This window comes from Microcoleus sp. bin48.metabat.b7b8b9.023 (assembly GCF_013299185.1).
GTDB lineage: Bacteria > Cyanobacteriota > Cyanobacteriia > Cyanobacteriales > Microcoleaceae > Microcoleus.
This window is the reverse complement of sequence record NZ_JAAFKG010000054.1, coordinates 38,412-52,275: the sequence shown is the minus strand read 5'-3', so window position 1 is coordinate 52,275 and position 13,864 is coordinate 38,412. Positions and strand designations below refer to the sequence as shown.

12 protein-coding genes and 1 pseudogene are annotated in these 13,864 nt (G+C 46.2%); 7 read left to right on the top strand and 6 right to left on the bottom strand.

Translation table 11 applies throughout. The features are described from left to right. The first annotated feature begins 177 nt into the window (after window positions 1-177). A complete protein-coding gene (pstB, locus tag QZW82_RS25170) occupies window positions 178-972 on the top strand; it encodes a phosphate ABC transporter ATP-binding protein PstB (protein WP_293154522.1) in 795 nt (264 codons plus the stop codon). 256 nt (window positions 973-1,228) lie between these two features. Here pstB and QZW82_RS25165 read toward each other — a convergent pair whose 3' ends face one another. Continuing rightward, entirely contained in the window at window positions 1,229-1,399 is a 171-nt protein-coding gene (locus QZW82_RS25165) for an NblA/ycf18 family protein (protein ID WP_293154509.1), read from the bottom strand. A gap of 234 nt (window positions 1,400-1,633) precedes the next feature. On the opposite strand from QZW82_RS25165, the gene QZW82_RS25160 reads away from it, so the two are divergent. Together QZW82_RS25160 and QZW82_RS25155 are read left to right on the top strand one after the other, a co-directional pair. After that, on the top strand, window positions 1,634-2,230 hold the full coding sequence (locus QZW82_RS25160) for a phycobiliprotein lyase (protein WP_293154507.1): 597 nt from the start codon (window positions 1,634-1,636) through the stop codon (window positions 2,228-2,230). Between the two features lie 320 nt (window positions 2,231-2,550). Further along, window positions 2,551-3,306, top strand: a complete 756-nt coding sequence (locus QZW82_RS25155; RefSeq protein ID WP_293154504.1) for a phycobilisome rod-core linker polypeptide — start codon at window positions 2,551-2,553, stop codon at window positions 3,304-3,306. 365 nt (window positions 3,307-3,671) lie between these two features. Here the strand turns inward: QZW82_RS25155 and QZW82_RS25150 are convergent, their stop codons facing one another. Both QZW82_RS25150 and QZW82_RS25145 read right to left on the bottom strand, forming a co-directional pair. Then, window positions 3,672-4,637, bottom strand: a complete 966-nt coding sequence (locus QZW82_RS25150) for an RluA family pseudouridine synthase (protein ID WP_293154501.1) — start codon at window positions 4,635-4,637, stop codon at window positions 3,672-3,674. Window positions 4,638-4,847: 210 nt separating this feature from the next. Beyond that, entirely contained in the window at window positions 4,848-6,293 is a 1,446-nt protein-coding gene (locus tag QZW82_RS25145) for an ATP-dependent DNA helicase RecQ (RefSeq protein ID WP_293154519.1), read from the bottom strand. A 226-nt stretch (window positions 6,294-6,519) separates the two neighbouring features. On the opposite strand from QZW82_RS25145, the gene QZW82_RS25140 reads away from it, so the two are divergent. Further along, entirely contained in the window at window positions 6,520-7,350 is an 831-nt protein-coding gene (locus tag QZW82_RS25140; protein WP_293154498.1) for a phytanoyl-CoA dioxygenase family protein, read from the top strand. Window positions 7,351-7,463: 113 nt separating this feature from the next. Here QZW82_RS25140 and QZW82_RS25135 read toward each other — a convergent pair whose 3' ends face one another. After that, window positions 7,464-7,829 (bottom strand): DUF4087 domain-containing protein, encoded by a 366-nt coding sequence (locus QZW82_RS25135; RefSeq protein ID WP_293154495.1) that lies wholly within the window; start codon window positions 7,827-7,829, stop codon window positions 7,464-7,466. A 169-nt stretch (window positions 7,830-7,998) separates the two neighbouring features. Continuing rightward, window positions 7,999-8,382: a hypothetical protein gene (locus tag QZW82_RS25130; RefSeq protein WP_293154492.1), complete on the bottom strand. Its 384-nt coding sequence runs from the start codon at window positions 8,380-8,382 to the stop codon at window positions 7,999-8,001. Window positions 8,383-8,681: 299 nt separating this feature from the next. Here QZW82_RS25130 and QZW82_RS25125 point away from each other — a divergent pair, with 299 nt between their 5' ends. Beyond that, window positions 8,682-9,290 carry a M23 family metallopeptidase gene (locus QZW82_RS25125; RefSeq protein WP_293154516.1) on the top strand — a complete coding sequence of 203 codons (609 nt, stop codon included), beginning with the start codon at window positions 8,682-8,684 and terminating at the stop codon, window positions 9,288-9,290. A gap of 565 nt (window positions 9,291-9,855) precedes the next feature. Here the strand turns inward: QZW82_RS25125 and ftsH are convergent. Continuing rightward, window positions 9,856-11,799 carry an ATP-dependent zinc metalloprotease FtsH gene (ftsH, locus tag QZW82_RS25120; RefSeq protein WP_293154489.1) on the bottom strand — a complete coding sequence of 648 codons (1,944 nt, stop codon included), beginning with the start codon at window positions 11,797-11,799 and terminating at the stop codon, window positions 9,856-9,858. A 467-nt stretch (window positions 11,800-12,266) separates the two neighbouring features. On the opposite strand from ftsH, the pseudogene QZW82_RS25115 reads away from it, so the two are divergent. Next, window positions 12,267-12,554 (top strand): annotated as a pseudogene (locus QZW82_RS25115) (NAD(P)H-dependent oxidoreductase); the annotation flags it as partial. 155 nt (window positions 12,555-12,709) lie between these two features. After that, a complete protein-coding gene (locus QZW82_RS25110) occupies window positions 12,710-13,786 on the top strand; it encodes an RNA-guided endonuclease TnpB family protein (protein ID WP_293154486.1) in 1,077 nt (358 codons plus the stop codon). Window positions 13,787-13,864 lie beyond the last annotated feature (78 nt).

The following is a 13,864-nucleotide window of genomic DNA, read 5'->3' as shown; positions in this document are numbered from 1 at the left end:
GTCGTAAAGTAGCAACAATGCTTGGATTGGATCTAAGTGGAGTTGGTAGAGGTGATTTGTCAGCACCTATAAGACTTAAATTGTGGTCTTGTGAATCCCCTCGCCTTTAGGCATGGGGAGATGTCAATTTAATCTTTGGCTTATTTTGTAAAATTCGATTGGAGTATTAACTGTATGATGAACGTAGCAAAAAAGAGTGAAACGGTTTTACGAGTAGAAAATATTAATATTTTTTACGGCGCTTTTCAAGCTGTAAAAAATGTTTCGATGGAGATTCCTAAAAATCAGATTACTGCTTTAATTGGGCCGTCTGGCTGCGGTAAAAGTACAATTCTGCGATGTTTTAACCGCCTGAACGATTTAGTTAACGGTTTTCGTTTAGAGGGCAGAATTGATTACCAGGGTCAAAATCTTTACGATCCTGATATTGATGCTGTGGAGGTGCGCCGCAAGATTGGGATGGTGTTTCAAAAGCCGAATCCTTTCCCGAAGTCGATTTATGACAATATTGCTTACGGTGCGAGGGTGAATAACTATAAGGGAGATATGGATGAGTTGGTGGAAAAGTCGCTGAAACAAGCGTATCTTTGGGATGAGGTGAAGGATAAGTTGAAGCAAAGCGGTTTTTCGCTTTCGGGTGGCCAGCAGCAGCGTTTGTGTATTGCTCGGGCGATCGCCATTAATCCTGATGTAGTGTTAATGGATGAACCTTGCGCTTCTCTGGACCCGATTTCTACGATTAAGGTTGAGGAGTTGATGCGGGAACTAAAGGAAAAGTATACGATCGTCATCGTTACTCACAATATGCAGCAGGCTACCCGGGTTTCTGACTTGACTGCTTTTTTCAATGCTAAACTCTCTGACGATGGAAAGCGGTTTGGCTATCTTGTGGAGTGTGACAAAACTGAGGTGATTTTCCAAAATCCGAAGGAAGAGTCTACTATGGATTATGTCAGCGGCCGTTTTGGTTGATTTGCCGGAGTCTCCAACAGGTTGAAACAATCACGCTACACCAACGACTACAATCAAATTGGTTCGTAGTGAGGACTTTAGTCCTCATCCCTCACAGGACTAAAGTCCTTACTACGAACCAATTCGGACATAATATAACTGAAGAATCCCGGTTTCTTGGAGGAGCCGGGATTCTTGGTTTTTATGTTTAAAAGCTCGATCGTACTTTTTGCAGATACAAGTCGCTGATTTTTTTGAGAAGAAGTTTTAAAAGAGTTCACATTTTCTTCATCCAATACTTTAACAGGTTTTCTTTGACCATGTTTTGCCGCATCACTTCTAGCAAGTATTCCTGAGCTTGGTCTTGACTCAATGTTTTGACTTGTTCGCGCAGCACTTGCAATTTAAACTGCTGTTCCATGCTGAGGCTGGTTGTAGGCATATCCATAAAATCGCTCCTCCAGTTTGTTACGTGAGATCCATGCGAGATAGATCGGAATGACGTTTCGCAGACTTTGTTGTGTTCCCTCTATTGTAAACTATCATAACATCTGCTTGACAATATGTCCAAAGTACACATTTTGAAACTAATTTGTGCCGCAAAAGTACATCTAAGTGGGGGGAGCTTTATCATAAAACAGGGATAAAAACCGGGAAGCCTAAGCCAAAGGAGCTATTTTGTATGGATGCAATGGAGTTTTTTGTGAGCAGTGCAGGGGAGTGGCGATCGCAGCGCAGCACTCACCATCTGGCTTTTCGCCAAGCGGAGATTGGGGATTCAAATATTCAGGTAACAGCCCTCGGTGCGGATGACGATCGGGTGGCCCAGATTTGCCAGATGCACGAGGTCGATCCGAGCCGCGCTGCTGGGGGAGCGTTTGTGACTTGGCACGGCACTATGGCGTGGGATAAGGATGATGAGAATCATAAAGGGTCTACGGTATTCGCGATCGTCCCCGATCCTGAAAATCCGCGGCAGGGTTTGATGTTGCGGGAACGGGGCTATGCGGAAATTACGCCGGTGGCTGGCCGTTTTGAGATGGATGATGAGGATGCGCTGCTGCTGATTACCGAATATGAGACGATGAGTTCGATCGAGCGTTTTTGGTTTGCGACTCCGAACGTGCGGATGCGGACAAGTGCGGTAAAGCGCTTTGGCGGTTTCAGCACATCGACTTTTTGTACGGAAGTTCGAGTGGAACCAGACTCGGATGCAGTGGCGACCGCCGCCGAGAAGGAGCCAGTTGCTAGCGAGTTTTACTCGGCTCTGGGCTGGTAGTTTTCGACTTCCTGCTTCCCGGCTCTGCCTGGGAATGCTCTGACGGAGGCTCTGCCTCCTGTTTGAGGAGGCAGAGCCTCGCTTATGGGCCAATAGATCCACTTTCGGGGAACGATCCCTCTTTCTTCCTTCTTCCCTCTTCCTTCTTCCTTCTTCCTTCCTTCAAGGTCAACAAATGTTACAGATTGTTGCAAAAATTCAGGAAAATCAGATTTAGATTGCGAGAATCCCCTAATCTGTATGTTGGTTAGTTGTATCCGTTATGCTGGCAGCTCGCGGTGTCAACTATTTCTGAAATTTGAGATAACGGAGATTTTAACGTGGCGCTTCCTTTATTAAGCTACGCCCCCAAAAGCCAAAACCAGCGCGTTGCTGGTTATGAAGTAGGGGGCGACGAGCAGCCCAGAGTTTTCACAACTGAAAATGTGCTCTCGTCCGGGGACATGGAAAACTTGATTTGGGCTGGATATCGCCAGATATACAGCGAACACCAAATCCTGAAGAGCAACCGCCAAACGTCTTTGGAGTCGCAACTCAAGTTCGGCCAAATTACTGTGCGGGATTTCATTCGCGGTTTGGCGACTTCTGCTCCTTTCTTGGAACGGAATTACCAAACTAACAGCAACTACCGGTTTGTGGAAATGTGCGTGCAGCGCGTTTTGGGCCGGGATGTGTACAGCGATCGCGAAAAGATTGCTTGGTCGATCGTGGTTGCAACCAAGGGGCCTCAAGGGTTTATTGACGAGTTGGTCAATAGCGATGAGTACCTGGACAACTTCGGCTACGATACAATTCCTTACCAAAAACGCCGAATTTTGCCTCAGCGTGTTGGAGGGGAAACTCCTTTCAACTTGAAGACACCCCGCTACGGTGCGTACCACCGCTCGCAGCTTGGTTTCCCACAAGTCATTTGGCAGTCAACGGTGCGCCGTTTTGTGCCTCAAGAACTACAGCCGAAAGCTGGCGATCCGGCAAACTATTTGAATATGGCTCGGAATATGTCCATGCCTGCTACTCCGCCGCAGCGCGTACCTCTGGCTAATATCAATATTGCCACGATGGTTCCTCGCCGCTAATTGATACTGCTTGGTACTATTGTTTGTGTCGGGCGATCGACTGAATCTATCAGTTTTTAAGCTGAGAGAGTTTTGAGTCTTGAGTTTTGAGGTTTGAGTTTTTTATTAAACTCGGAATCCAAAACTCAGGACTCATAATTTTTTAGGGAAGAAGTTCGGCACCGAGCAATAGACTCATTGCATAAATCTTTACTTGATACAAAAACCGCATATGTCAGGCAGATTAACGCCGATCAACGCCGATAATTTTAAAATAGTTTCCGAATCAAGGCCGATTGGTTCGTAGTGAGGACTTTAGTCCTTCTTTCTGAGGACTAAAGTCCTCACTACGAACCTTTGTTGCGGGTAATTGACAGAACATAATATCAAATATGAGCTCGCAGGCGCAATATTTTTAGCAGGGTGTTGAATTGATCGGGTAAAGGCGCGATCGCCTCAATCAACTCTCCAGTTAACGGATGCTGCAATTGCAGGCGCCATGCGTGGAGGGCTTGTCCGGTTAAATTAACGCCGATCGAACGGTTGGAACTGTACATGGGGTCGCCGACAATCGGATGTTTGATTTCGGCGGTATGGACGCGAATTTGATGGGTGCGGCCGGTTTCTAATTGATAGTGGATTAAGCAATAGTTGCCGATTCTTTCTTTGATTGTCCAGTGAGTAACGGAGGGGCGGCCGCCTTTTTCTTCTGGTACTACTGCCATTTTTTTACGGTCTGTAGGATGCCGACCGATCGGCAAATCTATTGTACCTGTTTCGGCGTTAGGAACTCCGTAAACTACGCCTAAATATTCGCGGCGGGCGGTTTTGGTTTTGAGTTGGGCTTGCAGGTTTTGGTGGGCAATGTCGGTTTTGGCGATCGCGATCGCACCTGTTGTATCTTTGTCTAATCTGTGGACGATTCCGGGGCGTTGAACTCCGCCGATTTCTGCGAGGGGACAGTGGGCTAACAGGGCGTTGACTAAGGTGCCGTCTTGATGGCCGGCTGCTGGGTGGACGACTAATCCGGCTGGTTTGTTGATGATTATTAGGCTGTCGTCTTCGTAGAGGATGTCGAGGGGAATTGCTTCGGCTTGTAGTTTTGTGGGCTGGGCTTCGGGTAATGTGATGTGGATGCGATCGCCCGTTTTGACTGATATTTTTTTCGAGGTGCAGGTTTCGTCGTTGACTTTGACGTTGCCTTGTGATATGAGAGTTTGGATTCGCGATCGGGATAAATCTGGAATCTGGTTTGACAGCCAAATATCTAATCGCTGAGTGACATTAGTTTGATTGAATTCCTCTGTATTTTCAACTGTATATATCTGTGCCGTAGTCTCTGTTTCTATCATTTATTGTTGACGATTTTTTGTCTTTATTAAGACAGGGCGGTTAAAACCGCGTCTATACGAACAAAACCCGCCTCCGCGGGTTGAAGACAAAGGCAATTAAAATTACGTTATCCTCTCTTAGTCGGCGTCCGGCTGACATCGTTTGTATAGCCGCGGTTTCAACCGCCGTCTCATCTTTCATCCTAACATCTTTTAGTCTAATTGTCAATTCTATCGACAATTATCGCAGTGCCCACACCGCATAGATTTAGCTTCATTTGCAAACCCAAAAGCTTGCAACAAAAATTGCCACCTGCACTGTCGGTGTTTCAAATATTTTGCCATTTCCTCAGCGGCGGTAAAATTTGATTCTGCGGCTTTCTGTGCAGATTTATTAATAACATAATTGAAAGGATTTTCCCATTTTAACTGTCCGCTGCTGTGCAAGATGGAAAGGGCGATCGCACTTTCGGGAAATTCCCGCGAAACTGCATCTATATTACCTTTCACTGGGAGGTTTTTAGCTAGCTGCTGCGCTTCTCGATATTGCGATCGCAATTTATCCTGAAAAAACTCTTTTCTCTGTTTGTCTTCGGGATAAAGCAAGCCTGTGGGTTCGCTAATCAACGTCAGGGCGATCGATGATTTACCGTCCCGTCCGCCTCTACCTATTTCCTGAATGTATTCCGATAATAGCAAAGGTGCTTGAAAATGAACAACCCAGCGCACATCCGCCTTATTAATTCCCATCCCGAAGGCACAGCTACAAGTCACAAATTTAAGGTCATTATTCAGCCAAGCTGTTTCTATTTTTCGGCGTGATTCAGGACTCAAACCTGCATGATAGGCTGCGGTTTTATAACCCGCACCTGCCAAAAAATCCGCCAAATTCTCGCTATCTTTTCTCGTGCGGACGTAGACTAAACCTGCTTCTTTTGGTCGAGCTTTGATAAAATTTAATAACTGTTGTCTCCGCCCTCTGGGTGTCCAGACAGTTTGCACTTGCAAGTGCAGGTTAGAACGGTACGGACTGAGTAAAAACGCTTCTGGCTTGTGCAGTTGCAAGACTTTGTTGATTGTTTGCTGCGCTTGGGGGTTGGCGGTGGCGGTGAAAGCTGCGATCGCGATTTTACTACCTTCCGGCTTCGATTTTAACAAAGCCGGCCGTACTGTTCCCAAACGGCGGTAAGCGGGTCGAAAAGTATCGCCCCACTGGACTAAACAGTGAGCTTCATCTAATATTAAACCGTTGATTGGGATGTGCGGCTGACTGATAATTGCCCAAACAGGTTTGCTAAGTAATGTTTCGGGAGACAGGTACAGCAATCTCAACTTGTTTTGTTGCAGCGATTGCATAGTTTGTTGCCGTTGCTGTGCTGGTAATTGACTGTGGAGGAGGCCAGCGGGTAAATTGCGATCGCGCAATTCTTGCACTTGATTTTCCATCAGTGCGACTAACGGCGAAATCACCAAAGTTAAGCCTGTTTGTAATAAAGCTGGCAGTTGAAAGCAGATTGATTTGCCACCACCTGTCGGCATAATTATCATTGTATCTTTCCCGGCTAACAAACTGCTGACGATTTCTCCTTGGGGCGGCCGAAAGTCGTCGTATCCCCAGATTTCTTTGAAGGCGGCGCGGGCTTGATTTAATAATGTTGGTTCTGGTTCGTATTTCATTTGGTTTAGTTGCCAAATTAAAAAATTAATCATACCAGACGGGACTTTAGTTTGCAATGACAAGTACAGTCGCACGCTAACCTCAGAAACCCGGTTTCTTTCTAGATTTATCGTTCCTCGGCGCTAAATTTTCGTAGAAACCTGGTTTCTCGCCACTCCACGTCATGAAACTGTCAGAATTAGTGTTAATTTAATAACAGTTAATAACTTTACTCAACTTTGAATCATGAACGCAAGCACCTTAAGCGAAGTTTTTAGCTATCAGCAAAAGACTTGCGACATTTCGGATACAGCGGGCGCGGTAGCAGCACTACATGAAGATGGTTTTGCGCTGATTCCTGGTGTGCTAGGCGAGTCGGAAATAACGGTAGCACGGGAAGCACTCGATCGCCTGCAACCCTTCGGACTCGATGGTAGCAGTTGGAGTGAGTTGAACAAACATTTTAAATGCGTGTTCAATCGCGATCGCCTGTGGCTTTCATATATCGATCGACCTGGTATCATTGAATTGGCAGAAGCATTGATGGGCAGCGATTGCCACATTATTGGCATGACTGCGTGGAAAAGTGGGCCCGGTTACGATGGTTGGCGCGTGCACGTCGATCAGGTGTTTGTCCCACTACCCGAAAGCGTGTTTGCCGTTAGCGGAGCCCTCGGAGAGGATCGCACTTTTCAACTACCTGTCTGGATTTGTACAGCCCATTTCTATCTCAGCGATATCACAGAAGACCTCTGTCCTACCTATATTATTCCTGGCAGTCACAAATCTGGTAGAAAGCCCGATCGCGGTGAAGAAACTTGGAACGGACACTCGCCAGAACCAGTTGTGTGCAAAGCTGGAGATGTGCTATTTTTTCGCAGTGAAATTTGGCACTCCGGCGGCAGAAATACCACACTCGATCGCAGTCGCTATATGCTGCAAGTGCATTATTCCCACCGCAACATCGCCCAGAAATTTTCACCTTGGCCGTGGCAATTCAATCCCGAAATTATTGCGACTGCAACCGAACGGCAACTACGACTTTTAGGAAAACATCCTGAGTCAAATTACGGTTAGTGCGATCGGTAAGCTGAAGTGGATTTAAATTGTATAATCAAGTTTAAGAAAAGTCTTGTGAGGTGGGCCAGAAAGCCCGCCCAAAAAATACAATTTAGATGCGGAACAGCTTATCAACGAATTTTTGGCAAATTTGGATCTTTGCGACAAGTCGAAAGCGGTAATTGTTCGCCACCTTCTATTGTAATAATTCTCCTTAGATTCTTATTGGTTACCACAATCAAACAAGCACAACCGTATCCGTAATTGACATTAGTTTTGATATATTGATCGTCCTTAAAAGGAGGAAGATTATCCATTCCTCTAGCTTGATATCCCCCTTGTGCTGAGATAATCCAATTATCATCTTTATCTTTGAGGAACCAATTTGCAGGTGTAGGATTTTGCAACCACCCGCACCTGGTTTCAGCGGCTTTGGCAGGAGCAATCGCGATTGAAAAAGATGAGATAATTGCAGGTATTAACCACTTTAGTTTCATAGCTTTACATCCTAATTTTTAAGTAACAATCATAGCAACGATCGCACAGGACTTACGCGCTTCGACAAAAGAAACCGGGTTTTTTTAGCTAATCGGCGGGTGACAACGAAATATTGTCGCAAAAACCCGGTTTCTAAACACCCGCGCGCAATCCAAAATCTCAAATCGCCTAAGACTCCTCGCCGTCTCGGCGCCCGAGCTCGTACACGCCACCGCCAATACAGGCGATCGTCCCCATAGATACTGCCCAACTGGTACCCAGCGACAATTCGACGCCCCAATTGCACAATCCGCCCACAATCAAAAAGGGCAGAATGCTCAACAGGGAAGCATAAAAGGCATTTTGAGCTTCTCTGGCTTGGCGGGTTCTCTCAAACTCCGCTTCCGAGGTGTAGAGGGATCTTTCGGCAAAATTCATCCAGCGGTTGAGTTGCAGGATTACCCATTCTGTGATGGGTGACAGACCCCAATACAGGGCTAAAGACCATAATGACGCACCGGCGATCGCAGTTGCGTCTATGGCAAAACTAAAAGGAAAAATTTCGGTAAGCATTGCTTGATGTTGTGTTATAAATTTGAGATTTCAGACTAGATCCAAAATCCTGGAACTACTATACTGTCCAACAAAAGCTCGATCGAATTCAAGCGCAGCACAAATTTGGCTGGCAGATAATTTTCCCTTCTCCGCAGCATTTAACCCGGAGCCTTGACACCTGTTCTGTATGCAGTAAGATACACGTTGGTCAACTGATTCGCTAGTGCGTAGAGCACGCGAGGCAATCTTGCAGCGAATTGGCACATCAGACAACGCACATTCGCAAATATATTCAACTTTCAGGAGTTCAAGAAATCGTGCAAGACTCTACAAACGGGCTAACAGTAAAACGCTTTTTTCGTCCCAAATCGCTGCTGCTGGTAGCAGCTTCCATCGGCATTGGTTTACTTGGTATGGGATGGCGGCAGGAGTTAGTCCGGGCCCAGCAAACCTCACCAAGCAACGTCGCTACGGGTAATTTATGGCAGGAAGCCTCTTTCCCAGTGGAAAGTTTTGAAGCCTATACTTCCCCCTTCGGCCCCCGCGGCGGGGATTTTCATTACGGTTTGGACATGGCGGCCCCGGAAGGCAGCTACATCCGCAATTGGTGGGGGGGTCAAGTTGTGGAAGTTTGGGAAGATGGCAGGTGCGGTACTGGTATGGTAGTGCGATCGGGAAATTGGGATCACATCTACTGTCACCTCAAAGGTAGGGTGCAAACCGCTAACGGCGGGCGTTATTATATCGATCGCGAAGGCGGCCTGCAAATTTGGCAGGGTCAAACTGTGCCGGCCGGTGCGAGAATTGCCAGAGTGGGGATGACAGGGCGCACGAGTGGGCCTCACCTGCATTGGGGATTGAAGTACGGCGGCCGCTGGGTAGATCCGGCTTTGGTACTTCGCGAAATGTATTCCAATCAGTCTTAATTAGTCATTGGTCATTGGTCATTGGTCATATCATGTCTGCTTGATTACCATAAAAAACCGTTTGTAGTGCGGACTTAAGTCCGCTCGCTTGTTGCGGACTTAAGTCCGCACTACGAACCAATTTTATAGTGGTCGATCGACCTGACACGATATCATTAGTCATTAGAATCGAATTCCATTGATTCGCAAACAATTTTGAAACGCACCTGCGTTTATCTGTGTTTATTTGCCTTTGATCTGCGGTTAACCTATCCAATCAAACATTAAAGGCAATTCACATCTATTAGTCATTAGTCACCAATCAAAGAGAAGAAGTAGTAGACCATGTCTGACCAAACCTGACTAATGACTAATGATATCATGTCCAGTCGATGACCATCACAAAAAAGGTTTGTAGTGCGGACTTCAGTCCGCAGCAGAAAGCGGACTGAAGTCCGCACTACAAACCTTACTTATTTCGCGGTTAATCGACCGGACATGATATGACTAATGACTATTGAAAACTGTCAACTTAAGAGGGCAGGCCCGCACCATCCACTGCCCCTACAACTGACAATTGACTAATTCACGTTGGTGCCAACTCTTTTTTTGTTGTCAACTCGGTGTATCGATCGACAATTCGGCGAAATTCCTCACCATCGATGGTTTCTTCATCCAACAGCGCTTCCACCAGCTTGTCTACCAAAGCGCGGTTTTCGCGGATAATTTGGCGGGCTTCTTCGTAGCAGTGAATCGCGATTTCTCGGACTTGCCGATCGATCTTCATCGCCATTGCTTCAGAATAATCCGATCGCGAATTCCAGTCTCGGCCCAAAAACACCTCATTGTTCGGACTTTCCAAAGCCACAGGCCCCAAATCCGACATTCCGTAAAGCGTTACCATCTGTCTCGCTAGTTTGCTGACTTCTGTGATATCGCTGCTGGCGCCCAGAGTTACTTCCGCATCACCGTAAACTTCTGCCTCCGCAGCCCGTCCGCCCAAAGCGACAGTAATCCGGCTTAACAGCCACGCCCGACTCCTCAAACCTTCGCTGTCAAGCATTTCTTCGTCGAGCACGTAGTTGGCAAAGCCTGCGATGCCACCGGAACGAGGAATGATTGTTACTTTTTCTAGGGTGTCGGTATTTTTGAGCATAGTTGATACGAGGGCGTGTCCGATTTCGTGGTATGCTACAAGCCACTTTTTCTTACTGTCGAGCAGCGGATTCAGAGTCAGCCCGATCGTAATTCGGTCGATCGCGTCATTAACTTCCAAAGTACCGATCGTGTCTTTGCGTCGCCTCGCGGTGAGAATTGCTGCTTCGTTGAGCAAGTTTGCCAAGTCAGCGCCGGAAAAGCCTGGAGTGCGACGGGCGATCGTATCTAGGGCAACTTCTTCGTCGAGTTTTTTGTTGCGCGCGTGCACTTCCAAAATCCCCAAACGCCCTTTGTAGCTGGGCAAATCTACCGTTACTTGCCGATCGAACCTACCGGGCCGCAGCAAGGCAGTATCGAGCACGTCGGGGCGGTTAGTAGCTGCAATCACAATCACGCCGCTGTTACCCTCAAAGCCGTCCATCTCTGTCAGCAACTGGTTGAGAGTTTGTTCGCGTTCGTCATTTCCGCCGCCAATACCGGCGCCGCGCTGCCTTCCTACGGCGTCTATTTCATCGATGAAGACGATGCAGGGCGCATTTTCTTTAGCTTTGCGGAACAAGTCCCGGACGCGGGAGGCGCCGACTCCGACAAACATTTCCACAAATTCGGAACCCGAGATGCTGAAGAATGGGACGGCTGCTTCACCTGCGATCGCTTTTGCCAACATTGTTTTACCTGTTCCCGGAGGCCCGATTAACAGAACTCCTCTGGGAATTTTGGCGCCGATGGCGTTGAAGCGTTCGGGTTTTTTGAGGAAGGTGACTACTTCTTGCAATTCTTCTTTAGCTTCTTCGATTCCTGCTACGTCGTCGAACATCACGCCGGTTTTGGCTTCCATTTGGAAACGGGCTCGGGATTTGCCGAAGTTCATGGCATTTCCTTGCGATTGGGTCGATCGACGCAGGATAGCCATCAACACTGCCAACACTGCGAAAATTACCAGCAAGTTTACGACTAAACTTACTGCGGCGGCGTTGTCGGCTGTTTGTTTGACTTCAAAGTCGATCTTTTTGGCGCGGATTTGTGAGTAGAGTTCTCGGTTGTTGTAGTCGAAGAGAGTAACAATTTGCGCCTGCTCGTTTTTTTGATCTTTTAGCTTAACTTTGGCGGTTCTTTGAATTTCGTCTATTTCGACTTTACTGACTTGTCCTTTTTCTATGTTGTCGATCAGTTGGCTGTAACTCATCGTGTTGTTTGGCGCGCTGTCGGCAAAAACCGGGGTAGAGAGCAATATTCCTTGAGAAATCACCAAACTACCCAGAATGCGCCACAGATTTCGTCCTGGAATTGATTTTTTAGGATTCTGCTGGCTCGATTTGTCTTTGTTTACAGCTAGATGTCCCAGCCATGCGTGTTTCCAAGAATTTTTCATATTGCTGTGCCCAAGGTTGAAGACTGCCAAGATTGATTGCTTTTAGTTTGCTACGTTCGTTTATTTTAACAAGATGCCGGGTGTTCAATGGGTTTATCTGTCCTTGACATCTCAAGAGGTACCTGCAAGATGCAGGATTTTGAACCCACTGCGATTCAGAAACCGGGTTTTTGACCAAATCAGAGAGGTACGTAGTTGGGCTTTAGCCTCCTTTATCTATAGGTTTAAAGGAGGCTCAAGCCCAACTACGTACCTTTATCCTGAGTTTTTAATTTTTTATCCCGACAATAAAACCACCCTGCTTCACTCTACGCACTGCGACTCAAAAAACCTGGTTTTTCGACCATAAATCTCAAATCGCCAATCCAAAATCTCAAATCGATTGACATTTGCCGATCGCACTTGTTAGACTAATCATAGTCGTAATGAGTACGCTTTGGTCAAGCAGTTATTGTTTTTCAACTCCTATGGTAAAGATTGTCGGCATTGGTGGAAGTTTGCGGGCTGGCTCCTACAGCCAGTTAGCGCTGACGGTAGCAGCAGGACGGATGCAGGCCCTGGGTGCAGAAGTTGAAATATTGGATTTGCGATCGCTCGATTTGCCATTCTGCGACGGCGAGAATGATTATCACGACAAGCCCGATGTGGAAAAGCTGCGGAATGCGGTACGCCAAGCCGACGGTTTAATTTTGGCAACGCCGGAGTATCACGGTAGCGTTAGCGGTGTTCTCAAGAATGCCCTAGATTTGATGAGCTAGTACCTAGGTAGCGATTAAATAGACAAAGTGGTACACTTGTAGACAAATCTACGATATACCATCCTGTTCAAACCACAGGAATTCGCAAAAAGCTTAGATTGTCAGTAAAGACAATGCTTAGGGGCGAAATATCAACTGTCGGAGGTCGAGCAATGCTTTTATCCATCAAAACAAAGCTAAAGCTAAATAAGAGTCAAGAAACGGTCATGAGTAAGCACGCTGGAATAGCAAGGTTTACTTATAATTGGGGACTGGCTACTTGGAGCGCTCTCTATAAAGATGGATTAAAGCCCAATAAATACCTGCTCAAAAAAATCTTCAACAATCATGTGAAACCTGAGTTTACATGGATAAAAGAGACCGGAATTTGCCAGAAGATAACTCAATATGCTTTTGACAATTTAGGTGATGCTTTTGCTCGTTTCTTCTCTAAAAAGGGTGGATACCCCAATTTCAAAAAAAAAGGCCATCACGACTCTTTTACTATTGACGCTGGTGGCAAGCCGATTCCTGTGGGCGGTACATCCATCAAGTTGCCGACAATCGGCTGGGTAAAAACTCACGAAGGACTACCTCACACAACTTGTAAATCAATCACCATTTCACGTACTGCCGACAGTTGGTTTATCGCGTTCGCTTACGAACAAAGTCATGAACCAACGGTCAAAAGTCATGAGGTTGTAGGAGTGGACTTGGGAATTAAAGAATTGGCTACCCTTTCAACTGGCGTAGTATTTCCAAACCCAAAGCACTATAAAGCGCATCTCACAAAACTCAAGAGATTATCAAGAGTTCTTGCGAGAAAAGTCAAAGGTTCTGGAAATAGATATAAAGCTAAAGTTCAGTTAGCAAAACACCATGCAAAGATAGCAAACCTCAGGAAAGATACTCTGCATAAAATCACTACTTACTTATGCAAAAACCACGCAACAATAGTAGTAGAAGATTTGAATGTCAGTGGAATGCTAAAGAATCACAAACTAGCACAGGTAATAGCTGATTGTGGATTCCATGAATTTAAACGTCAGTTAGAATACAAAGCTAAAAAGTTTGGTTGTGAGATAATCGTTGCTAATCGCTGGTTTCCATCAAGCAAAACCTGTTCAAATTGTGGACACATCCAAGATATGCCACTGAAAGAAAGAACTTACAACTGTGGAAGTTGCGGTCATTCGATGGACAGGGACTTAAATGCAGCGATAAATTTATCACGGTTGGCTAAACCGTGAAAGCTTACCGAGGGATAACCGCTCCCATGCTCCCGATGAAGTAAGAAGCAAATGTCTAGACTTGTCTAGTTTTTGTAT

Bases quoted from the DNA above. Each gene is read 5' to 3' on its own strand.
- QZW82_RS25110 (WP_293154486.1), top strand. From the start codon at position 12,710: ATGCTTTTATCCATCAAAACAAAGCTAAAGCTAAATAAGAGTCAAGAA.
- QZW82_RS25145 (WP_293154519.1), bottom strand. From the start codon at position 6,293: ATGAAATACGAACCAGAACCAACATTATTAAATCAAGCCCGCGCCGCC.
- QZW82_RS25130 (WP_293154492.1), bottom strand. From the start codon at position 8,382: ATGCTTACCGAAATTTTTCCTTTTAGTTTTGCCATAGACGCAACTGCG.
- QZW82_RS25140 (WP_293154498.1), top strand. From the start codon at position 6,520: ATGAACGCAAGCACCTTAAGCGAAGTTTTTAGCTATCAGCAAAAGACT.
- QZW82_RS25150 (WP_293154501.1), bottom strand. From the start codon at position 4,637: ATGATAGAAACAGAGACTACGGCACAGATATATACAGTTGAAAATACA.
- ftsH (WP_293154489.1), bottom strand. From the start codon at position 11,799: ATGAAAAATTCTTGGAAACACGCATGGCTGGGACATCTAGCTGTAAAC.
- QZW82_RS25160 (WP_293154507.1), top strand. From the start codon at position 1,634: ATGGATGCAATGGAGTTTTTTGTGAGCAGTGCAGGGGAGTGGCGATCG.
- QZW82_RS25135 (WP_293154495.1), bottom strand. From the start codon at position 7,829: ATGAAACTAAAGTGGTTAATACCTGCAATTATCTCATCTTTTTCAATC.
- QZW82_RS25165 (WP_293154509.1), bottom strand. From the start codon at position 1,399: ATGGATATGCCTACAACCAGCCTCAGCATGGAACAGCAGTTTAAATTG.
- pstB (WP_293154522.1), top strand. From the start codon at position 178: ATGAACGTAGCAAAAAAGAGTGAAACGGTTTTACGAGTAGAAAATATT.